19 protein-coding genes are annotated in these 22,078 nt (G+C 53.2%); 13 read left to right on the top strand and 6 right to left on the bottom strand.

Annotated elements, in window-relative coordinates:
- Complete coding sequence (lpdA, locus tag F7P81_RS03640; RefSeq protein ID WP_151158597.1) at positions 1 to 1,398, top strand: dihydrolipoyl dehydrogenase; 1,398 nt, start codon at positions 1 to 3, stop codon at positions 1,396 to 1,398.
- Between the two features lie 46 nt (positions 1,399 to 1,444).
- Here the strand turns inward: lpdA and F7P81_RS03635 are convergent, their stop codons facing one another.
- Together F7P81_RS03635 and F7P81_RS03630 are read right to left on the bottom strand one after the other, a co-directional pair.
- Positions 1,445 to 3,097 carry an alpha/beta hydrolase gene (locus F7P81_RS03635; protein ID WP_151158596.1) on the bottom strand — a complete coding sequence of 551 codons (1,653 nt, stop codon included), beginning with the start codon at positions 3,095 to 3,097 and terminating at the stop codon, positions 1,445 to 1,447.
- Positions 3,098 to 3,117: 20 nt separating this feature from the next.
- Positions 3,118 to 3,903: a hypothetical protein gene (locus F7P81_RS03630; RefSeq protein WP_151158595.1), complete on the bottom strand. Its 786-nt coding sequence runs from the start codon at positions 3,901 to 3,903 to the stop codon at positions 3,118 to 3,120.
- A 281-nt stretch (positions 3,904 to 4,184) separates the two neighbouring features.
- Between F7P81_RS03630 and bioB the strand changes: the two genes are divergently transcribed.
- The 8 genes from bioB to F7P81_RS03590 all read left to right on the top strand — a co-directional run bounded on the left by bioB (position 4,185) and on the right by F7P81_RS03590 (position 12,726).
- The gene (bioB, locus tag F7P81_RS03625) at positions 4,185 to 5,177 is read left to right on the top strand and encodes a biotin synthase BioB (RefSeq protein WP_151158594.1); all 993 of its coding nucleotides are present in this window, start codon (positions 4,185 to 4,187) and stop codon (positions 5,175 to 5,177) included.
- A complete protein-coding gene (locus F7P81_RS03620; RefSeq protein ID WP_151158593.1) occupies positions 5,171 to 6,286 on the top strand; it encodes an 8-amino-7-oxononanoate synthase in 1,116 nt (371 codons plus the stop codon). Before bioB ends, F7P81_RS03620 begins: the two co-directional genes overlap by 7 nt.
- Entirely contained in the window at positions 6,279 to 6,914 is a 636-nt protein-coding gene (gene bioD, locus F7P81_RS03615; RefSeq protein WP_151158592.1) for a dethiobiotin synthase, read from the top strand. Before F7P81_RS03620 ends, bioD begins: the two co-directional genes overlap by 8 nt.
- On the top strand, positions 6,911 to 8,185 hold the full coding sequence (locus F7P81_RS03610) for an adenosylmethionine--8-amino-7-oxononanoate transaminase (protein WP_151158591.1): 1,275 nt from the start codon (positions 6,911 to 6,913) through the stop codon (positions 8,183 to 8,185). The genes bioD and F7P81_RS03610 overlap by 4 nt, the downstream gene beginning before the upstream one ends.
- Positions 8,182 to 9,132 carry a beta-ketoacyl-ACP synthase III gene (locus F7P81_RS03605; RefSeq protein WP_151158590.1) on the top strand — a complete coding sequence of 317 codons (951 nt, stop codon included), beginning with the start codon at positions 8,182 to 8,184 and terminating at the stop codon, positions 9,130 to 9,132. The genes F7P81_RS03610 and F7P81_RS03605 overlap by 4 nt, the downstream gene beginning before the upstream one ends.
- A 91-nt stretch (positions 9,133 to 9,223) precedes the next feature.
- The gene (locus F7P81_RS03600) at positions 9,224 to 10,417 is read left to right on the top strand and encodes a CaiB/BaiF CoA transferase family protein (protein WP_183956624.1); all 1,194 of its coding nucleotides are present in this window, start codon (positions 9,224 to 9,226) and stop codon (positions 10,415 to 10,417) included.
- A gap of 33 nt (positions 10,418 to 10,450) precedes the next feature.
- Positions 10,451 to 11,626 carry an acyl-CoA dehydrogenase family protein gene (locus F7P81_RS03595; protein ID WP_151158589.1) on the top strand — a complete coding sequence of 392 codons (1,176 nt, stop codon included), beginning with the start codon at positions 10,451 to 10,453 and terminating at the stop codon, positions 11,624 to 11,626.
- Between the two features lie 11 nt (positions 11,627 to 11,637).
- Positions 11,638 to 12,726 (top strand): acyl-CoA dehydrogenase family protein, encoded by a 1,089-nt coding sequence (locus F7P81_RS03590; RefSeq protein ID WP_151158588.1) that lies wholly within the window; start codon positions 11,638 to 11,640, stop codon positions 12,724 to 12,726.
- Here F7P81_RS03590 and F7P81_RS03585 read toward each other — a convergent pair.
- The 3 genes from F7P81_RS03585 to F7P81_RS03575 all read right to left on the bottom strand — a co-directional run bounded on the left by F7P81_RS03585 (position 12,711) and on the right by F7P81_RS03575 (position 17,079).
- Positions 12,711 to 14,474, bottom strand: coding sequence for a LysR family transcriptional regulator (locus tag F7P81_RS03585; RefSeq protein WP_151158587.1), 1,764 nt, complete (start codon positions 14,472 to 14,474; stop codon positions 12,711 to 12,713). The genes F7P81_RS03590 and F7P81_RS03585 overlap by 16 nt on opposite strands.
- Before the next feature lie 146 nt (positions 14,475 to 14,620).
- Complete coding sequence (locus F7P81_RS03580) at positions 14,621 to 16,132, bottom strand: M81 family metallopeptidase (protein WP_170265206.1); 1,512 nt, start codon at positions 16,130 to 16,132, stop codon at positions 14,621 to 14,623.
- A gap of 152 nt (positions 16,133 to 16,284) precedes the next feature.
- The gene (locus F7P81_RS03575; RefSeq protein WP_246176023.1) at positions 16,285 to 17,079 is read right to left on the bottom strand and encodes a transporter substrate-binding domain-containing protein; all 795 of its coding nucleotides are present in this window, start codon (positions 17,077 to 17,079) and stop codon (positions 16,285 to 16,287) included.
- A gap of 252 nt (positions 17,080 to 17,331) precedes the next feature.
- Here F7P81_RS03575 and F7P81_RS03570 point away from each other — a divergent pair, with 252 nt between their 5' ends.
- Positions 17,332 to 18,249: a LysR family transcriptional regulator gene (locus F7P81_RS03570; RefSeq protein ID WP_151158585.1), complete on the top strand. Its 918-nt coding sequence runs from the start codon at positions 17,332 to 17,334 to the stop codon at positions 18,247 to 18,249.
- Positions 18,250 to 18,286: 37 nt separating this feature from the next.
- Here F7P81_RS03570 and F7P81_RS03565 read toward each other — a convergent pair whose 3' ends face one another.
- Complete coding sequence (locus F7P81_RS03565) at positions 18,287 to 19,102, bottom strand: IclR family transcriptional regulator (protein ID WP_022710880.1); 816 nt, start codon at positions 19,100 to 19,102, stop codon at positions 18,287 to 18,289.
- Between the two features lie 245 nt (positions 19,103 to 19,347).
- Here F7P81_RS03565 and F7P81_RS03560 point away from each other — a divergent pair, with 245 nt between their 5' ends.
- From F7P81_RS03560 to F7P81_RS03550, 3 genes are read left to right on the top strand one after another with little or no spacing between them, the layout of a single operon-like run.
- Positions 19,348 to 20,394: an ABC transporter ATP-binding protein gene (locus F7P81_RS03560; RefSeq protein WP_151158584.1), complete on the top strand. Its 1,047-nt coding sequence runs from the start codon at positions 19,348 to 19,350 to the stop codon at positions 20,392 to 20,394.
- Positions 20,395 to 20,396: 2 nt separating this feature from the next.
- On the top strand, positions 20,397 to 21,275 hold the full coding sequence (locus tag F7P81_RS03555; RefSeq protein ID WP_075654219.1) for an ABC transporter permease: 879 nt from the start codon (positions 20,397 to 20,399) through the stop codon (positions 21,273 to 21,275).
- Positions 21,276 to 21,279: 4 nt separating this feature from the next.
- Positions 21,280 to 22,074, top strand: a complete 795-nt coding sequence (locus F7P81_RS03550) for an ABC transporter permease (protein WP_022710884.1) — start codon at positions 21,280 to 21,282, stop codon at positions 22,072 to 22,074.
- The last annotated feature ends 4 nt before the right edge of the window (positions 22,075 to 22,078 follow it).

The following is a 22,078-nucleotide window of genomic DNA, read 5'->3' as shown; positions in this document are numbered from 1 at the left end:
ATGGAAGATATTGCAACACATGTGCTGATTATTGGTGGCGGACCTGCCGGTTATGTCGCTGCCATCCGTGCCGGACAACTTGGACTGCCGGTGATACTGGTTGAGAAGGAACAGCTGGGCGGCACCTGCCTGAATATTGGCTGTATCCCTTCCAAAGCATTGATCCATGCAGCCGATGCTTATCATCATGCACTTGCTCAGCAATCCGGTTCGGCGCTGGGCTTGCGCGTTGGAGATGTGTCGCTGGATTGGGGCAAAACACTCAGCTGGAAAGGTGCCATTGTGCGGCGGCTGACCGGCGGTGTTGAAGGCCTGTTGAAAAAGCATAAGGTCACAGTGCTGAAAGGCAATGCAGAGATCATTGACGGTAAAACTGCCGTGGTTCATGGTAAGGCCGGTACAACCCGTATCCGCACCAAACATCTGGTTCTGGCAACCGGCTCATTGCCGATGCAGATCGGCGCTTTGCCCTTTGGTGGCAATGTTATTTCCTCAACAGATGCTCTGGCGCTGGAACAGGTGCCGAAACGCTTAGCGGTGATCGGTGCCGGTTATATCGGCATGGAACTGAGTACGGCTTTTGCCAAACTCGGCTCGCAGGTGACGATTATCGAAGCGGCAGACCGCATTTTGCCGCTTTGGGATGCAGAACTGACCACGCCGGTGCGCAAGCGGCTGACAACTCTGGGCGTTACCGTGATGACGCGCAGTGAAGCACGGGGATTAAGCGCAGATGGCGGTTCTTTGCTGGTGCACCAGCATGGCAACAGTGCGCCGGCGGTGGTGGAAGCGGACAAGTTTCTGGTGGCTGTGGGGCGGCGGCCAAATATCAGCGGGTTCGGACTGGAAAGTCTCGATCTGGCAATGAATGGCGCTTTCATCCGCATTGATAAATATTGCGCGACTTCGATGCTCAATGTCTGGGCAATCGGTGATGTGACCGGCGAACCGATGCTGGCGCATCGGGCAATGGCGCAGGGAGCCATGCTGGCCGAACATCTGGCCGGACATAAAGCGGCATTGGATGAGCCTGTGATACCGTCCGTCTGTTTCACTGACCCTGAAGTGGTGAGCGTTGGATTGTTGCCGGATCAGGCGAAATTGCAAGGCTATGAAATTGTCACCGGCAGTTTTCCGTTTATGGCCAATGGCCGCGCCATGACCCAGCAGGATGAAACGGGTTTTGTCCGTGTTGTCGCTCGGGCGGATAATCATCTGGTACTGGGCATACAGGGGGTCGGCCATGACGTGTCCGAGCTGGTCAATGGTTTCGCACTCGCTTTGGAAATGGGTACTGTGCTGGAAGATGTGGCGCAGACCATTCACGCGCATCCGACACGCGGAGAGGCTTTTCAGGAGGCTGCTTTCACAGCACTTGGCCGCAATTTGCATAGTTGAAATTATGGCGGGCTCTACGATAGCAGAGCTCGCCATATCATGATTATTATTTGGGCAGCTTGGCGATGAAATGTTCTTTCAGCCGGTCAATATCTGCCTGTGACCAACTGACATTGGTCACCTCTACCCATGCATCAATATAATGCTGCGGTGCATAGACGTGGCCGTGGCCGATCGGTGTGGTGGTAGCCAGCATCAGGTCAATGGCCAGCTGCAACATGCTCACTACCGGATACCATTTCAGCTGCGGAGACACATCAGGGCCGCGTGGTGCTTTCATCCAGTCCGGTTCACGGTAGAAGTCTTTCGGATCAAAAAACACAATCGGGTCGCTGGCATATTGCAGATAGACAATACGCATCGGCCCCCAATGACTGTTTGGCAGCCTCAAAGCATTATTCTGATTGGTGAAACGTGCATAGGAACCATCACGGAATTCCGGCAGCCATTCCGGTGTGCCTTCATTTCGGTTGTTGGTGATGGAGCGCCACAAACGGCTGGTGAATGGCGGGCCGCTCCACAAGGCGCCCTGATAAGGATCGCCCAGCACCTGAAACAGTTCCGATGAAAGCTGCGAATTCATCGCACCGAGGCTCAGGCCATAGAGATAGAGTTTCGGACGCGTTTCCTTTGGCAGCTTGGTCCAGTGATCGTAAACCTCGTCAAACAGAGCCGTTGCGGTTTCACTGCCATAACCTGGTTCAACCAACAGCGAGAGCCAGCTGGCGAGATAGGAATATTGCACGGCAACGCTGGCAATATCACCGTCATGGAGATATTCCACCGGATCAATGCCCATTTCATCGACCCAGCCGGTGCCGGTCGGAATGGTCACCAGCAGCAGAGAGCGGTCAAATGCACCGACACGGATCATCTCCTGAAGCGCAAGTTTGGCGCGTTCCTTGGCAGTTTCAGCCGAGCGTAAGCCCACATAGACGCGCAGCGGATTTTGCGCCGGACGGCCGGTGAAATTGCTGATCTGCTGTGCATCAGGACCGGAGCTGACATAGCTGCGTCCCATACGCCCCAACTCATCCCATTTGACCAGCGAGGCGGCGCTGCCGCTTTTCAGCGGATCTTGCGGTTGGGGGACTTCCGCTTCCATCAGCGCATCAAATTTGCGGTAGGAGGAATCCATCACATGTAGGCCGAAGCGGAACAGCACACCATTGATTGCCATGCTGAAAATCACGGCAGCAATCAGAAAGCCGGTAAAACGTGACAGGCGTGGCGGGATATAGCGATCGAGCCAGCGGCTGGAACTGCGATAAATCAGCTGAAATAAACGGGCGAGCGCGATCAGAATAACAAAAGTAATCAGCGCAATCAGGCCGGTTTTCAGCGGGTGCGCGCTTTCAACTTTTTCCAATCCCATCAGATTGCGGATGGAATTTTGTCCGTCTGCCGCATGCCACAGAAACACCATAGCTGTGATGATGGTCACGGCCATGGCAGTAATTTTGATGATCGTGGAAATCCTGCCTTCAGGCTTCGGCAATTGCAGATAGTTCCACAGCCAAAACAGAAACACACCGATCCCGTAACCGATGGCGAAACAGGCGCCCGACAGCACGCCCTGTATCAGAAAGGGGCGCGGCACCAGTGACGGCGTAAGCGAGGCTGCGAAGAAAAGTGTGCCGAGCAACATCCCGATCAGCGACAGGGAACTCCAGAATTTTTCCAGCCAGACTGGTTTCATCAGTTATTTTCCCTTTAGTTTCAATGCAATATGCAAAGACCGGTGCAGTCTTTATTTTCCATAGCAGAAATAAACCGGTCCGCGGATTGACGTGCAGTATCGCGCAAGACCGGTTTGGCGCGCTCGATAATATTGCTCAGCATTTTACGATCTTGCAAGGAAATAGCTTTTGCAATTGCAGGGGCGTTATCTGCCAGTGCTTGCGCCAGTCTTTCCTGATTATGGGCATTGAGTTCCGGATTGCTTAACATCAGCGCAGAACCATTAATGACCTGCTGCAAGCCGAGCCGCAATTTAAGAATTGTATCTGTCTGTGCTTTGCCGTTGCTTGTCGTTTTCAGTGTTTCAGCATAGTCGCCTGCAGCTTCGAGGGCGGCAGCAATGAAACTGACCATAGCGGCAGAAGAGCGGGTGATTTCATCCTGAAAAGCGATGCTGTTTTTCTCGGTATCTGCCGGTTTTTGCGGATCAGTCGAGAAGGACACATAGGCCTTGGTTACCTGTGCCTGCTGCTGAATAATATCCATCAATATTGGCAAATCGCTCGCCTGATAGGGTGCCTGACCGATAATTGCCGGCACATTCCACAAGTCTTCAAGTACAGGTGCATCCTGACTGTTGGACAGGCGCGGCGGGAGTTTGGTGCGCTTGGTTTCTTCCAGCCGCACAATAAATTCCTGCAAGGCTTTATTCAGGTGCTCAGTGCCGGTGGCGGGTACAGTTGCCTGTAGCGGGCTGCTGAAAGCAACAGATATGCCCAGCGCCAAAATGGCGAGCGAAAGGCGTTTGAAATGTACCGGCACCATGAAATCTCTCTTGCGGTTCTGATCTGAACTGCCTGCATAATACAAAAATTGCAGCAAAAGACACTGAATTCATGAGGCTGACGAAGTTTTGATAGGAGGAGCATCAGAGGAGGTTTTTGTTAAATTATAGATAAAAATTCAATATTGGAGTTGTTGCAATATAGATTTATAGATTTTTTTATATGGACATATCAATTTTGACGTTTTAACTGAAGTGAAAATTACGAATCTCGTAAAATTATCTATAATTTATGCCGAGCATCATTTTATAAGGATATTTCATGTCTCAGCCTGTTTCTCATCAGAATGCACCTCAGACACGCTGGACGGCAGAAGAGGCACGTCGCGTCTATGATCTGCCGTTTAATGATCTGATGTTTCAGGCGCATGTCATCCACCGGCAGAACTTCGACCCGAACCGTTTGCAGATGAGCAAATTGCTGAGCATTAAAACCGGTGGCTGTCCTGAGGATTGTTTTTACTGCAACCAGTCTGCGCATAATCCGACCGGACTGAAGGCATCCAAACTGATGGAGGTGGAGCGTGTGCTGGCTGAAGCTCAGCAGGCAAAAGCTGCCGGTGCCACCCGCTATTGTATGGGCGCGGCATGGCGCAGTCCAAAAGAGCGCGACATGGATATGGTCGTTGCGATGGTTCAGGGCGTGAAAGCCATGGGCATGGAAACCTGCATGACGCTCGGCATGTTGTCACTGCCGCAGGCACAAAAGCTCAGTGCGGCGGGCTTGGATTATTACAATCACAATATTGATACATCAGAGGAATTTTACCCGCAGATTATCACCACCCGTACTTTCGCAGACCGGTTGGATACGCTGGATAATGTGCGGATGGCCGGTATCAATGTCTGCTCCGGTGGCATTCTCGGTATGGGGGAGAGCGAGCAGGATCGCGTTAATATGCTGGTGACGCTGGCCAATCTTGAAGAAGTACCGCAAAGCGTGCCGATCAATATGCTGATCCCGATTGAAGGTTCTAAACTTGCCAATGCTAAGCCGGTGGATTCCATCGCTTTCATCCGCATTATCGCCTTGGCTCGGATTATGATGCCGACATCCCATGTGCGGCTTACCGCAGGACGCAGCAATATGAGTGATGAAATGCAGGCAATGTGTTTCTTCGCTGGTGCCAATTCGATTTTCATCGGCGATGTTCTGCTGACAGCCGCCAATGCCGGCGATGACCGCGATGCGGATTTGTTGAAACGTCTGGGCATGCAGGCTGAGACTGTGGCTGAGGAAAGCTGCACATGCTGATGCAGCCTTACAATGCGATATTGCAACGGCTTGAAAGCAAAGGACGGCTGCGTAGTCTCAACGTGGCGCAAGGTGCAGATTTCTCATCCAATGATTATCTGGCATTGGCTGGCTCGGACTATTTACGCAATATTGCCAGTCAGGCGCTGGAGCGTGGCGTGCCGGTCGGCTCCGGCGGTTCACGTTTGTTGCGTGGCAATCATCCGGAGCATGAAGCGCTGGAGGCGGAAGCTGCTGCTTTTTTCAAAGCACCTCAGGTTTTGTACTTCGCCAGCGGGTTCGACGCTAATCAGGCGGTATTTGCAACGCTCCCCCAAGCTGGCGATCTGGTGCTTTATGATGCGCTGATCCATGCCAGTATTCATGCCGGTATGCAGACTGGCAAAGCGAAGACCCAAAGCGTGCCGCATAATGATCTTGCGGCATTTGAAGCGGCCATCCGGCAGTTTCGTGCGACTGAGAAAAGCGGCAATATCTGGCTGGCGGTCGAGAGCCTCTATTCTATGGATGGTGATTTTGCACCGCTCGCAGAACTGAGCGATTTGGCCGATCGCTATGGCTGTTTCCTTTGTATTGACGAGGCACATGCGACCGGTGTGTTTGGTGCCGACGGGCGGGGCTTAGCGGCGGATTTTGCAGGGCGGGACAATGTGCTGATCCTGCATACTTGCGGCAAAGCACTTGGTGCTTCCGGTGCACTGCTTTGTGCGGCCAAGCCTTTGATTGATGTGCTGATCAATCGTGCACGGGGCTTCATTTTTTCCACTGCGCCAGCGCCTTTGCAGGCAGCGATTGTGCGCGGGAGTTTGAAGGTTTTGGCTGCAGAACCGCAGCGGCGTGGGAAGTTACACGCACTTATCCACCATGCTGAGCAACATTTGCAGCCAAGTGGTTCGCAGATCATTCCCTATATCGTGGGCGATAATCAACGCGCAGTCATAATGGCCGAAGCTCTGCAAAATCATGGCTTTGATATCCGCGCCATTCGCCCGCCGACAGTGCCATTCGGTACTGCGCGGCTGCGTATTTCTATCACGTTAAATGTTGATGAGGCACAGATCACCCGTATGGCTGAAGTGCTGAAACAGATTGCACATTCCTATGAATAATCCCGTATTTATTGTCAGCGGTACCGATACCGGTATCGGTAAAACCATCTTCAGCGCAGCCCTGACCCAAGCCCTGCAGGGCAGTTATTGGAAGCCGGTGCAATCCGGCCTTGAGGAAGAGACCGACAGCGAGACCGTGCGCCGTCTGGCGCCGGATTGTCCTGTCCTGCCGGAGCAATGGCGCTTGCAATTACCTGCCTCACCGCATCTTTCCGCTGAGGCGGAGGGGGTGGAAATCGATCCCGCTGCTCTGACCATTCCGCACTGCGACCGGCCTCTGGTGGTGGAAGGTGCAGGTGGCCTGATGGTGCCGCTGACACGCTCCCAGACTTACCTCGATATCTTCGCCCTCTGGCAGCTGCCGGTTATTCTCTGTGCCCGCACGCAGCTTGGCACAATCAATCATAGTCTGCTGTCATTGGAAGCACTGCGCAGCCGCAATATTCCGGTACTCGGCGTGGCCTTTATCGGCCATGCGCATGAGGACAGCGAAGGGATCATCTGTGAGTTGGGCAAAGTACGCCGCCTTGGGTGCCTGCCGGTGCTGGTTGATCTGACCCCGCGGACATTGACTCAAGCGTTTACAGAGAACTTTAATCTGCATGATTTTATCGGAGGTGTCCGATGAGCCATTATTCATCGCCGGTCTGGCATCCGTTTACCCAGCATCTGCTGGAGCCTGTTACGAAAAAGATTACCCGCACGGAAGGTGCCTATCTGATTGATGAAGACGGGCGCAAAATTCTGGATCTGATCTCGTCCTGGTGGGTGATTACCCATGGTCATCGTACGCCACCGATCATGCAGGCTATTCGTGAGGCTACAGAACAATATGACCAGATCATTTTTGCGGAATACAGCCATGAACCGGCGGAGCAACTGGCACGGGAACTGATCCGTATTGTGCCCCATGGTCTGTCGCATGTGTTTTATTCCGACAGCGGTTCGACTTGCGTGGAAGTGGCGCTGAAAATGGCGCTGGGCTATTTCCATAACCGAGGTGAGCCACGCTCCAAAATTGCAGTGATGGCGGGCAGCTATCACGGGGATACAATCGGCACTATGTCTGCCGGTGAGCGCGGTGTGTTCAATGCGGCCTATGGTGCGCTGCTTTATGATGTGGCGACAATTCCGTTTCCCGCTGAGGGGCGCGAACAGCAAACGCTGGATGCGTTTGAACAGCTCTGTCGTGACGGGGACTTGGCAGCATTAATTGTCGAGCCGCTGGTGCTTGGTGCAGGCGGCATGAAAATCTATCCGGCTTTTGTGCTGCGGCAGTTGAAGGCAATTGCCGAGGCGCATGGTGCCTTACTGATCTGCGATGAAGTAATGACCGGCTGGGGACGCACCGGCACTTTATTCGCGAGTGAACAGGCCGGTATCACGCCGGATATTTTATGCCTTTCCAAAGGTATTACCGGCGGGGCACTGCCTTTGGCGGTGACGCTTTGTGTGCCGGAAATATTTGAAGCACATCTCTCAACCGATCGCAGCCGCACTTTCTATCATTCGAGCTCCTATACCGCGAACCCGATTGCCTGTGCGGCAGGGCTTGTCAATTTGCAAATCTGGCGTGAGGAGCCGGTTCTGCAGCGCGTACAGAATTTGCAGGCCATGCAAAGCTGCGAGCTGGCGCGGTTTAAAAATGATCCGCGTTTTGAGAATGTCCGGCAATGCGGAACCATCACAGCACTGGATGTTAAAGCGCAAAATAGCGGTTATCTTTCGAATGTGGCTTTGCGGCTGAAAGCATTTTTCCGCTCTCATGATGTGCTGCTCCGGCCGCTTGGCAATGTGCTGTATCTGATGCCGCCTTATTGTGTCACCGAGCAGGAATTGCAGCGTTCTTATCAGCTGATTGATCAGGCGGCAGACTTGTTGCAAAGCGGCAAATTATGAGTGGCTCTTATCCGTCATCCATTATCGGCTTCGGTCATGCCGTGCCCAAGCGTCAGGTGTTCAATGCAGAAATTGAAATCAAACTCGGGCTAGAAGCTGGCTGGATTGAACGTCGCACCGGTATCCGAAGTCGCTATTGGGTTGAAGATGGCGAGACACTGACGGATATGGCAGCAGCAGCTGGACGCATGGCGCTGGCAAATGCTGGTATAGCTCGATCTGAGATCGGTATGGTGCTGCTGGCGACATCAACGCCCGATCATCTTTTGCCGCCTTCTGCACCTTTGCTGGCACATAAATTAGGGCTGATAGGTGCCGGTGCGGTTGATCTTGCCGGTGCCTGTTCCGGTTTTCTCTATGCGCTGGTGATGGGGGATGCATTGATGCGAACGCAGGGGCGGGCGGTGCTGATTGTTGCAGCGAATATTCTCTCACGCCGTATCAACCGGCAGGAGCGTGCATCGGCAGTGATGTTCGGCGATGCCGCCGGAGCCGTTGTTCTGGCACCATCCCAAAGCGGGTTTTGTAGTTTGGTCAGTTCCACACTTACCAGTGACGGCAGTCACTATGGTCTGATAGGCATTCCGGCAGGTGAAACATTGATGACGATGCGCAATGGCCGTACCATGTTTGCACAGGCGGTGATGACCATGGCCGAATGCGGCAAAACAGTTTTACAACAAGCCAATGTTGAACCCGCCGCGATTGGTCATTTTGTGCCGCATCAGGCCAATGCACGGATCTTCGATGCGGTGGCAGAGCAGTTGCAACTGAGTAATGCGGTAACTGCCCGCACGATTACTGATTATGGCAACTCATCAGCGGCGACCATTCCGCTCAGCCTGTCTCTGGGAAAAAATCAATATCGAAAAGATGATCTGATCTTGCTGACAGCGGCAGGTGCAGGACTGACAGGTGGCGCGGCACTGCTCAGTTACACGGGGTAATTCGGTAAATTTTATAGCCTGATTGCCGTATCACTATTTCACAAGGCATGGCGCGGTTTCTTATTCTTGTCTCCGATATGGAGGAGTTGGAATGGTGAAGCAGCAGAAACCTTTTGCGGGTATTACGGTGCTGGATTTTTCCCGCGTTTTGGCAGGGCCGTTTTGCTCTGCCATTCTGGCGGATCAGGGCGCGCAGATCATAAAGGTTGAGCCGCCGCAGGGCGACGATCAGCGCTATATGGGCGCGGTGCGTAACAATCAGAGTATCAATTTTCAGCTGTTTAACCGCAATAAGCGTAGCCTGAAACTCGACTTGCGCCAGCCGGAAGCCGTGAAGATCGCACAGGAACTGGCACTGAAAGCTGATGTGGTGCTGGAAAATTTCCGACCGGGGGTGGCAGACCGTTTGGGCATTGGCGCTGAGCAATTGCAGGCACTGAAACCTGATCTGGTCTATTGCTCCGTCTCCGGCTTTGGCCAGCAAGGGCCGATGGCCGCTATGCCGAGTTATGATGTGGTAGCGCAGGCGCTATCCGGCATGATGAGCGTGACCGGTGAGGCAGCCGGTGCACCGACGCTGGTTGGCGACTCCATCGGAGATATTGTTTCCGGCATTTATGCCGCGCAGGCGATTTCTGCTGCACTTTACCGTCGCTCGGTCACCGGACAGGGTGCACGGATTGATGTGGCGATGTTTGATGCGCTGTTCAGCCTGCTGCCGACTGTGCTCGCCGGATGGCAGGGCAGCGGCAACCGGCCTGCATGCTTCGGCAATCAGCATCCGCTGTCTGCGCCTTTTGGAGCATTCGCTGCATCGGATGCGCCTTTCATTCTCGCTGTGGCCAATAAGGCGCTGTTTGCCCGTCTCGCAGAGGCGCTGGGAAAACCACATCTGGCGGAAGATCCGCGTTTTGCTTCTGATCAGTTGCGCAGTCAGAACCGTGATGCTTTGCAGGCAGAGATCGAAGACTGGTCACGGCACTATACTGCTGCCGAAGTGGTAGAGAAATTGGGTAAAGCCGGTTTGCCCGTGTCAGAAATCTGGTCGGTGGATGAGGCCGCACAAAGCGCCCATGCGCAGCATCGCCAGTTACTGCATGAAGTTGAACATCCGCAATTGGGCAAGCTTCTGGTGCCGGAACAGCCGGTGCATTTCGACGGCTTGCCGCGCGGTGACATCCGGCAGGCACCGGAGCTTGGCGCTGACGGTGCGGATATTCTGCGGGAATTTCTGAATATGGATGAGGCACAGATCAGTGCGCTGACAAGCGCCGGAATTGTCTGATTATCCTTGTGAATTAAGGGATGGAGTACAAGAATGGGACTACAGATTACGGATGCCGACCGCGCATTCGCAGCAGATGCACGCGCTTATTTGCGTGCCAATCTTCCGGAAGCGCTGGCCTATAAGGTCCGGCACAATATTCGCCTGACCAAGGAGGATCTGACCGGCTGGCAGGAAGTGCTGGCGGCACGCAACTGGTATGCAATCGGCTGGAGCAAAGAGATGGGCGGCGCCGGTCTGACACCGGTGCAACGCTATTTGTTTGAGCAGGAATATGGTGCGATTTGTGCACCGCATCCGTGTCAGTTTGGCATTGCCATGGCGGGGCCTGTTATCCATTCCTTTGGTAATGACGAACAGCGGGCACGCTTTCTGCCGGATATCCGTGAGAACCGGACATTCTGGTGTCAGGGCTATTCCGAACCGGGGGCAGGGTCTGATCTGGCTTCGCTGACAACTTCCGCTGTGCGGGATGGTGATCATTATGTGGTCAATGGTCAGAAAATCTGGACGACATGGGCGCAATGGGCAGACTGGATTTTTTGTCTGGTACGCACGCATAAAGGCGAACGTCCGCAGCAGGGCATTTCCTTCCTGCTGATTGATATGCGTACCCCCGGTATTACGGTTCGCCCGATCCGTACACTGGATGGAGAAGCCGAGTTTAACGAGGTGTTTTTCAATGATGTGCGTGTGCCGGTTGAGAATCTGATCGGTACTGAGGGCGAAGGCTGGGGTTATGGTAAATATCTGCTCGAATATGAGCGCTTTTCCATGTCCGGTGCTGCGCGTTCCAAGCGTATTCTCGGTGAATTGAAAGAAGATGCCGCACGTCTTGGTGTGTCGGATGATCCGCTGTTGCAGGATCGGATGACGCGGATTGAAATCCAGCGTCTGGCGCTGGAGCATATGGAACTGAAGCTCTTGTCGCAAAGTGAGGCGGGTGAAAATCCGGGGCCTGAAGCTTCTAAGCTCAAAATTCGCGGTACAGAAATTGCACAAGCATTATCGCAACTGCGTCTGGATATTTTCGGAGCGCAGGTGCTGCCATACAGCGAGGCATTTCTTGATGGTGAGGCAGATGCTGAAAATCCGGCTGCTGCCGGTGCCGCTGCTGCATGGCTCAATTTGCGTAAGCTGACCATTTGGGGCGGATCAAATGAAATTCAGCGCATGATCCTTGCCAAGCAGGTTCTGGGTTTAAGGTGAGGAGAGCGGATATGCAGAAAACACGCGAAGAAAAGGCAGATGAACTGCGGATGCTGACGGATTTTGTGACCCGCTTTGCTGCCGATCACACACCGGAAAACGGTTTGCCGCAGACTGATCTCGATCTGTGGCCGCAGATTGCGGAAATGGGGCTGATTGGTCTTGCGCTGCCGGAAGCATCGGGTGGTGCGGAACTGGGTGCAGAAGGTTTGCTGGCGGTGGCAAAGGCTCTGGGAAGTGTTGCCTTGCCTGTGGATTTTGCCTGCGGAGCGGCACTGGCAGCTAACCTGTTATGTGAAGCACAAACAACCAATCCGGATGTTGCGCCATTGCTGGAAAGTTTTCTCACCGGTGAGTTGCGCATAGGCATTGCCGGTCATCTGGCGACAGCTGCGCAGGGCATCAAGTCTGTTAACCTGCCGGAACTGACCGGCACTGGTCTGACACTCAACAAACAGCAAGTCTTTGGTGCGCGGGAGCCTGAAAAACTGTTGTGTCTGGTGCAACAAAGCGCTGGCCTTGCTCTGTGTCTGGTTTCTCCGGAAAAGGCGCAGTTTCGTCAATTATCAATGATTGACGGCCGGATGATGAGTGAAATCACGGCAGATATTGCACCAGCTGATATTCAGGTTCTACTCTCCGGCGCTGATGTACAACAGCGCATCGAAGCTTGTGCCGCAGATGTTCTGATTGCTGTTGCCGCAGACAGTCTTGGCGCGATGGATAATCTCTACCGGCAGACGCTGGATTATATGCGGATGCGCAAGCAGTTCGGCAAAACGCTTGGCTCTTTCCAGACCATTCAGTTCCGTCTCGTGGATATGTCTGTGGCGCTGGATGAGGCTAAAGCCTTGGTCGAAGCCGCAGCGGAAGCGCAGGACAATGGTGCGGAAGATGCCCGTGCCCTGACCCTTGCCGCATGGGTGCAGACATTGTGGTCTGCCCGTCATATTGCACAGGAAGCCGTTCAGCTTCACGGCGGTATTGGCATGACCGAGGAATGTGCAATTTCTCCGCTGGTCAAACGCCTGCTGGTGAATGAACATAGTTTCGGTCAGGCGGAAGCCTATATGGCGGCCTATCGTCAGTTGGCGGCCTGAAACGCTTTACGCAAACAAGCGAGCAGAATATGCTCCGGCTCATTGAGATTGCGGGTGCCGCTGGTGCCCGCAGTCAGATAGAAATGCGGTGCATCCGGCAGGGTATGCTGTAATAAAGGCTTGGCGGAGCTGATATTGTCTGCCAGAGCCGCAGGGATAATCGTGCTGTAGCCGTTGCCCGCGAGTGTCAGGCATAATTGCAATGATTGTGTTTCCAATGTCGGTTGATAGTCGGCTGCTTCCGGCAGTTGCATCAACGCGTTGCGGATACTGTCACCGGTAGCAGGCAAAGCCAGCGGTGCGTCCTCCGCATCAATATCGGAAATATATTGCAGCGGTCCCAGATCGGTTAAGAATGCAGCATTTTCAGGATGTATTATGCTCTCCATAAGTGCGATGGAGCACTCTCCCTGTTTCAACTGTTCCTGCAGATTATGTGCCGGTGCCTCATTCACTTTCAGCAGCACATGCGGACACAGGCGCTGCCATTCCCGCATCGCATTGCTGATGGCAGTGGCGCCGATCGGGCTGAGCAAGATCATCGGGCTAAGGCCGAAAGAAATCACCGGCTCGTCCATCACTGCAATTTGCTGTGCACCCTGACGGATCGCATCAGCCAGATTGAGCACGCTTTGCAGCAAAGGCGCTTTATGCACCGCAGTCGGCAGCGGATGCAGGCCTTTATAATGTCGGGCAAACAGGGCTGTGCCCATCAGTTGCTCTGTTTTGCGCAATTGTGCGGACAAGGCAGGCTGGGTCTGATTGAGCCTGCGGGCAGCTTCGCTCATATTGCGGCAATGATAGAGCGTCAGAATACTCTGGATATCGCGCAGCGATACCGGCGGATTATAGAGCGTCACGGTTTGGCGGTTGAGTTCCTCGCGCACCAGCCTGATGAAATCCTGTGCGACGACAGCCAGTTTTTCATCTTTGGTGGTGATTTTGGCTGTGACAGGGCTATGTAACGGGATTTGCAATTGCAGCACAGCAAGATCATTGCGGCTGATGCCACTGGCAAGCAGACTATGCGGTGCAAGCAGAAGTATCGGCTGCTTGGCTTGCTTGAGACGAGTGAAAATCCCCACATCTTCCGATGTCATTTCCGGCGCAGGCAGTTCATGCTGGCGGCAATAGGCGCGGATCCGCGCTTCTTCAGCGGGCAATAACGGCGGCAGCCACAGGCTGTAATTGCGCAAATCTTCTGACCTGAGCGGAGCCTGATCTTCATCGGGCACAAGGCCGCCTGCAACGGCAATCCATTCATCGTCAAACAGAAATTGTTCCTGCTCGCTGCCATTTTGCGAAGCATAGCCCAACAGAATATCTGTATTCTCAGTGCTGCTGGTGTCGAAGGCGCTGATCAATGGCGAGCGGAAATGCACTTGTGCATAATATTCAGGATGGGAAAGACGAAACGGACGCACGGCAGCCGTTGCCGCGCGGGACAATTTGCCGAACATGAAGTGCAGTGGTGAGCTGACTTTCAGCGCGGTTGAAATGGCCTTGCCGGAAAAAGCGGTTTCCACCGCCTGCAAGGTCGCAGTTGCCTGTTGAAACAGCCAGCGCCCTGCCTCGCTCGGTACAAGTCCCTTTGGACCGCGCACAAAAAGCTCCAGCCCCAATTCCGTCTCAAGCGCAGAAATTGCGGTGCTGAGTGTGGAGGGCGAAATCTGCTCGGCTTTGGCCGCTTCTGCATGATTATAATACTGGCAGGCCAGAACAAAATAGGCGAGAGAGCGAAGTTCCATGGTCTGTGCAGCTTTATGTTTTTAAAGGACAGTTTTCTATAGCTGTTCCCCAATACAAATGACCAGCTTAAAAACAAGACTGAAGCAGACAAAACAAAGCCGGCCATGCGATGCAAAGCCGGTTTTGTTGTTGTTATATTTATTGGTCAGGCGCTGAAAGTTGTTTCCGTATTCAGCGGATAGATCGGACGGCGCAGCTTTTTATAATCGCGTGCGCCGAGATTGGCCGTGCTCAACCCATCGGCATCCACTTCGATAATCGCTGATGCGATAGGCCCGAAAGCCGCGCGGAAATGCTGCTGGGATTTCACTACCACAATATCATAATCAGCAGGCTCGATGCCGACACTGCGGAACAGGTTTTTATCCAGCATTTGCTGACGTTCCGACGAAATCAGCATGTCGGTATTGCCGACACGGAAGCAGACACTTTTGCCAAGTGAGGCTGGTAGCCCCTGAAACATCGGGCCCTCAAATGTAATATTGCCGTCTGAAATGGCAATGACCTCACCGGTAAGCGTAATTGCACCGCCACCGATTTTCGGGTCAACTTTACCGCCAAGGCTGACAGTGCATTGCGCACCGATACCTGCCGCTGCCAGTTCCTCAACAGCCAGCGGGTCACAGAAAGCACCAAAGGCCGCACGCCCGATATTGGTTTCCAATAAGCCCTTCAGCACGGTTGTTGCATCGCTATAGGCACCGCAACCCGGATTGTCGGAGAAATCGGCAATCACCAGCGGGCCTTGTTTGGTGTTACTGGCAAAATGTGCACGGATTGCCTCGGGCATTTCCGAAGCCTGCAAGCGGTTATCCTCATCCTCGCGACGGTTCCAAATTTCCTGACACAGTTGCTTGGCGTGACTGACAGCCTGTGCTACCCCGACCTTGTTGCGGTCATAGCAAACCACGGCAGAAGGGCCTGTGTTGAACACATCGGCATCATAAAAACCGGCATTGATCGATGTGGCGAGAATACCGTCCTGTGCTGCAATCTGATCTGCAATTTCCAGAATTTCTGTCATGGCGCAGGCATGGGTGGTGCGGCCGTCATTGCAGCCATTGAGCATTGGCGGTTGGCGCACAGCAATCGCAGGGCTGATCTGACCGCGCATCGCGTCTTCAAGCAATTTACCTGCCTTACGGCCACATTCAGCCATATCCACATGCGGATAGGTGCGGAAAGAAACGGCAATATCCAGCAGCGCACTCATTTCCGGCGCGCTATTGGCATGCAAGTCGAATGTACCGGCAATCGGTATATCATTGCCAACGATGCCACGGATAAATTGCAGCAATTCGATCTGGGCATCATCCGCGCTTTCCGTGCACATAGCGCCGTGGAAAACAATGAACACGCCGTCCGGTTTGTGACCTGCAAGCGTTTCAGCCACATCGCGTTGAAAATGCTCGATCATGGACTTTTCAACAAGACCACCCGGTTCGGCACGGGCGGCAACAGTATAAACCGGTGTCCAGCCATAGGCTTCGCAACATTCGATAAAGCCGCCGATCTCGGAATTGGTGCCGCGGCAGTGGGTTTCGATTTCCTGTCCTTTAAAATAGTGGCAGAGATAGAAGTCCTTCAAAGTGGTCTTCAGCTTGGAAAAAGTATTGGTTTCCTGATTGAGTTCAAGAACGGCGACTTTGAAGCTCATAGAGGCATCTTTCATTTATGCGGTATTGATATTGCAAGCGAAAGGCTTTCTGCCCCGCCTGCTTTTGCTGTAAGCAGGGCAGAAAGCATGAGCCTGTGAACGGAACGCTGTTTGCAGGCTACGGGGGGAGAAATGATCTGAGACGTGCAGATTTACTTCAGATAGGCGCTGGCATTGACCGGACGAACCATAATGTCGAAGTCAAAATATTGCTGGCGGATCTTGTCGTAAGTGCCGTTTTTGATGATGGCTGCAAGCGCGGTGTTGAGGCGCTCTGCCAGATCGCCGCTGTCTTTACGCACGGCCATTGCATTGCCCTGTGCCGCATCCAGAATGAAAGGCTTGCCGGCAAATTCACAGCAATTGCCGCTGTCCTGCGCCAGCCAGTCACTCAGCGCCATCTGACTTTCCAGAACCATATCGAGACGACCGCTGTCCATATCGAGGAATACCTCGCTGAGCGAAGGATAGAGTTTCACTTCATTGTCAGGGAAGTAGTCTTTGAGCGTATCGACCGCAACCGAGCCGGACTGAGTGCCGATGACCTTGCCTTTCAGGGCTTCTTTGGAGATTTCTTGAATGCCGAGATCCTTGCGGGCTATGAAATGCATGGCATTGAAATAATACGGATTGCTGAAAGTAACCTGTTTTTTGCGCTCTTCATTGACGGCCATTGAGGCGATCATCACGTCAAATTTGCCGGATTGCAGGGCAGGAATAATCCCCGACCATTCATGCGTGCTCCATTCGCACTCAACTTTCATTTCAGCGCAGATGGCCTGCCCGATATCATAGTCAAAGCCTTTGATTTCGCCGCTGCCGGTTACATAATTGAACGGCTTGTAGTCACCTTCTGTGCCGATGCGCAGTTTTTCTGCCGCCGGAGCCTGAGCGGTCATAATGCCCAGAGCGATCAGGCTTACCGCTGATATGAATGCTGATTTCATTAAAGATTCCCCGATGTTGCCCTTCATTCTTCTAATGTCTGATTTTAGAATAAAGGTTTGTTCTTGGCGCTTCCATTCGCCGTGTGAAACTAATTTAATATCAATTAAAGCATTGATATTAATAATTTAATTGAATTTTTATTGTTTTTTCAATTGCCAGCATGATGGATTTAAAACCTGTATGCAATGTGAAAAAATTGATTTAAAATATCGAAATAATTCATATCTGAAAAATTCCGGACAGGATGAAAGATGCGTGATTTACCCGGACTGAAATCATTGCGGGCTTTTGAGGCCGCTGCGCGCTGCGGCAGTCTCACAGTCGCAGCGGATGAATTATGCGTCGGGCAGGGCGCGGTCAGTCATCAGATCCGCCTGCTGGAAGACCATCTGGGTCTGCGGGTATTTATCCGCAGGCAGCACGGTGTGGAACTGACACAGGAAGGCAGTCTGCTGTTCACATCCTGTCAGCGTGCCTTTGACGATCTGGCCGGAACAATCCGCCATATCAGCCCGCGCACGGCGCAGAAGGTGTTGCGTGTGAAAGTGGGGCCGTTCTTTTCGATGAAAATCATTGCGCCGCGCATTTCTGAATTTCTGGCGCAGCATCCGGGTCTGCAGCTGCATCTGTCCCATCTCGATACCAATGTGCCTGCATCCGGCCAGCCGGATATTGTGATCGATTATCGTCTGGGTGGTGTGGCCGGAAAATTCTCAAAACAATTGCTGCGTGAAAGGCTGGTACCGGTTTGCGGGACGTCCATCCGTAATCAATATAAGAGTGCAACGGAACTTTTATGCAGCAACCGTCTGCATTACCGCTCTGTATCAGAATGGCAGAGCTGGATTGCCACATCTGGCCTGATGCTTGGTCATAGTCAGCAGGATCTGATTTTTGACGATCAGCATATTATTCTGGAGGCGGTTAAAGAGGGACAGGGTGTGGCGCTGATCGATCAGGCGCTGGTTGAGCAGGAGCTTAAAACCGGCCAGATGTTTCTGGTCTCGGAACATTGCTTTGAGCCGCAGGAGACTTACCAGTTTGTATGTCAGGAGGACTTGTTCCGGTCAAAGCCGGTGACAAAAGATTTCCTCGACTGGTTGCTTAGAGAGGTTGCGTTACGGCGGAAACAACAAGATGCGCCGGAACTGTCCGGCTGTGGCCGCTAGTACCGCTGCATCTGGCAAGGATACAGCGGTGAATGATTTATCGTGACAGTGCCTGACTTGGATAGCGCAATGTCGCATCAAACGGATTGAGTTTGCTGGAAATCAGCGCGGCTTCTTTTTTCAAAAGATCAGCGATGGTGCGCTGGCGCTGTTCTGTCAGGCGCGAGGCCAGTGTGCCGATACTCAGCGCCGCAACGGCTGTGCCGTTCTGATCCAGCACCGGCACGCCCAGTCCTGCCATGCCTTCAATCATTTCAAAATTCATATGGGCAGCGCCGGTCTGTCTTACACTGTCAATCATAATGCGCAGATCAACTTCATCAATCGCTGCGCGATCGAGAATGCGCGGCATGTTGAAACGGATAATCGCCTCGCGCTCTTCTTCCGGCAGAAAAGCCAGAATGGCGATGCTGCCCTGACCAATACCGAGCGGAACCTTGCCGCCGATATCACCTGTGAAAGAGCGGATCGGAAACGGGCCTTCCACGCGGTCGAGACACACGACATCAAAACCGCTGCGCACTAGCAGAAATACGGTGTCGTTAAAGGTAGCTGACAGACGTAGCAGTGCCGGACGGGCAAAATCCAATATACCATCACGCTGGCGGGTTTGCGCTGCCATGCAGAAAAAATCCAGCGAGAGGCGATAGGATTTTGTGTCGTTGATCTGCTCAACCAGTCCTTCGCTGATCAGGCTTTTGAGCAGGCGATGCGTGGATGGCTGGCTGAGTTCCAGCTCGCGTGCCAGATCAATCAGCCGCATTCCGTCCCGTGAATGAGCGGCCAGTCCTTTTAATATCTGGATGGCTTTTGTGAGGCTCGTATTCACAGGGGATTTCGTATTTTCACTCATTGCGCGACTCTTGAATTGAAATAATTCCGTATTATGGATTAAACTATATAAAATATTTCAGAATAGAAAATAGAATTTGTCTAATTCACAAAATTTCTGTCAATTATTGGATAAATTCCGCTTTAAGTGAAATCTGCCCGCATGCCCTTGTTACAAGGCAGCCATGAAACAGGCCGATTGAGAGAGCGGTAAACGGCCGGATAACCCGCAGCGCAGAAATGCCGGTACTGCTCAGGGAGGTATGCATGAGCTTTTTGAACCTGAAACAGGTTTCCAAAATTTATGGAAAATTCACAGCGGTGAAAGATTTCGATCTGGCTGTGGAAAAAGGTGAGTTTATCTCTCTGCTCGGTCCTTCCGGCTGCGGCAAGACAACGACATTGCAGATGATCGCCGGTCTGGTGACGCCATCATCAGGCTCTGTCACTCTGGATGGCCGCGATATTACCTATACGGCTCCGGCACAGCGTCAGCTCGGCGTGGTGTTTCAGAGCTATGCACTGTTTCCGCATATGACTGTTGCGCAGAATGTCAGCTTTGGTTTGGAAATGCGCAAAGTGCCGAAAGCGGAACGTGATGAGCGCGTGAAAGAAACGCTGGCTCTCGTGCATCTCTCTGCATTGGCCGACCGCTATCCGCGTGAGATGTCCGGTGGTCAGCGTCAGCGTGTGGCGATTGCCCGTGCGCTGGTGATCAATCCGCCGGTGCTGCTGCTGGATGAGCCTTTGTCCAATCTTGATGCGCAGCTGCGTGAAGAAATGCAGTTTGAGCTGCGCCGCATTCAGCGTGCTGTGGGCATTACCACCATTATGGTGACCCACGATCAGGCGGAAGCTTTGTCGATCAGTGACCGTATTGTGGTGATGGAGAAGGGTAATATCACGCAGGTTGATATGCCTTATAAGCTCTATGAGCATCCGCGGAATGATTTCATTTCCAACTTTGTCGGCAAGTCCAACTTCCTGAGTGCGCAGGTTGAAGCGGATATGCTGGCGATTGAAAATACCGCTATACGCTTCAAGCCGGAGCAGGCAGTGAGCGGCGACAAGGTTTCGCTGTTCATCCGTCCGGAAAAACTGAACCTCACCGCAGCCGGTGCCGGTCATGTGGATGGTACTGTTGCCACCCGCTATTTTATGGGCAGCCAGTGGTTTGTCACGGTTGCAACACCTGCCGGACAATTGTCTGTGTCGCTGCCAAATGTTGGCACACCGCCACCGGCAGAAGGCGAAACAGTTGGTTTGATCTGGCAGCATGAAGATTGCCGGATGCTCGCAGGCGGAGCGGCCTGATCATGAGCGCAACCTCTGCCGCCCCATCTCAGGCAAAACGCCGCTTTGCTCCGCTGTTTCTGGCAGGGCCTGCGACTTTGCTTTTCATCGGTCTTGTCCTGCTGCCGCTGGCGCTGACAGTCATTCTGTCGTTCAACAGCTACAATTACGATACCGGTATCGAAAACACCTTCACCCTGCATAATTATACGCAAGTGTTGCAGGATGATTATTACCTGTCGATTTTTTGGCGCACCTTGCGTCTTGCGCTGATCACAACCGTGATTGCCGTGGTGATCGGCGTGCCGGAAGCCTATATTCTCTCGAATATGCGCTCTCCTTGGCGCTCGATTTTCCTGCTGGTGATTATCGGCCCGCTGCTGGTTTCCGTTGTGGTACGTACCTTCGGCTGGAGCATGATCTTAGGACGCAATGGTTTCATCAATGGTGCGCTGACAACGGTCGGGCTGGAGCCGGTGCAGCTGCTCTATACCGAAACCGCGATTGTTATCGGTCTGGTGCATATCATGCTGCCATTCATGGTTATTCCGGTCTGGACAGTGCTGCAAAAACTCGACCCGACGGTGGAAGCCGCAGCACTGACCCTTGGTGCGTCCCGCTTTACAGCGCTGCGCCGTATCGTGTTTCCGCAGGCCATGCTCGGTATTCTCTCAGGTAGCCTGATCGTCTTTGCCTTGTCGGCAAGCTCTTTTGCTATTCCCGGCTTGCTCGGTGGCCGCCGTTTAAAAATGGCTGCAACCGTTGTCTATGACGAGTTCATGATTGAGCTGAACTGGCCGCTCGGTGCTGCCATTGCCATCATTGTTCTCGTGGCAAACCTCATCATCATGATTGCCTATAATCGTATGATTGAAGGTCAGGCCAAACGGAAGCTGGGGTAATATCATGCAGAAAAATGGTCCTGTTGCTCTGATTTTTCACAGCCTTGTTGTCATCTTCATGCTGGCGCCGATGGTGGTGGTCTGTCTTGTTGCCTTCACACCGGAAAACACGCTGACAATGCCGTGGAACGGGTTGTCGCTGCGCTGGTTCGAGGCGGTGTTCAAGCATAATGATTTCATGACCTCCTTCGGGAACAGTCTGAAACTGGCGTTTCTGGCGGCGACGATTTCCACTTTGCTGGCGGTGCCGTCAGCATTGGCAATCACCCGTTATGATTTTGCGGGGCGCGATGCACTGAATGCGCTGTTCCTGTCGCCGCTGATTATTCCGCATCTGGTACTCGGCGTTGCGTTCCTGCGTCTGTTCTCGCTGATGGGTATGAGCGGTTCGTTCTTCTGGCTGGTGGCAACGCACGCGATTATCATCACGCCTTATGCGCTGCGTCTGGTACTGGCTTCGCTCAGCAGTATGGATCGCAATGCGGAAAATGCCGCCCGCACGCTGGGTGCCGGTGAATGGACAGTGTTCAAACGCATCACCCTGCCATTGCTGTTGCCGGGTGTGAGCGGTGGCTGGTTGCTGGCTTTCATCAATAGTTTCGACGAGCTGACAATGTCGATCTTCGTGACCTCGCCGTCAACAGTCACTCTGCCGGTGCGCATGTATATGTATGCCAGCGAGTCGATTGATCCGATGATGGCTGCGGTCTCTGCCCTGATGATCCTTGTGGCAACGGTTGCGATGGTCATTCTGGATCGCCTGTTTGGTCTGGATCGTATTCTGGTCGGAAAAGGCTGATCCG

It is taken from the genome of Pseudochrobactrum saccharolyticum (genome assembly GCF_008801715.1).
GTDB lineage: Bacteria > Pseudomonadota > Alphaproteobacteria > Rhizobiales > Rhizobiaceae > Pseudochrobactrum > Pseudochrobactrum saccharolyticum.
This window is presented reverse-complemented; position numbering and strand designations above follow the sequence as displayed.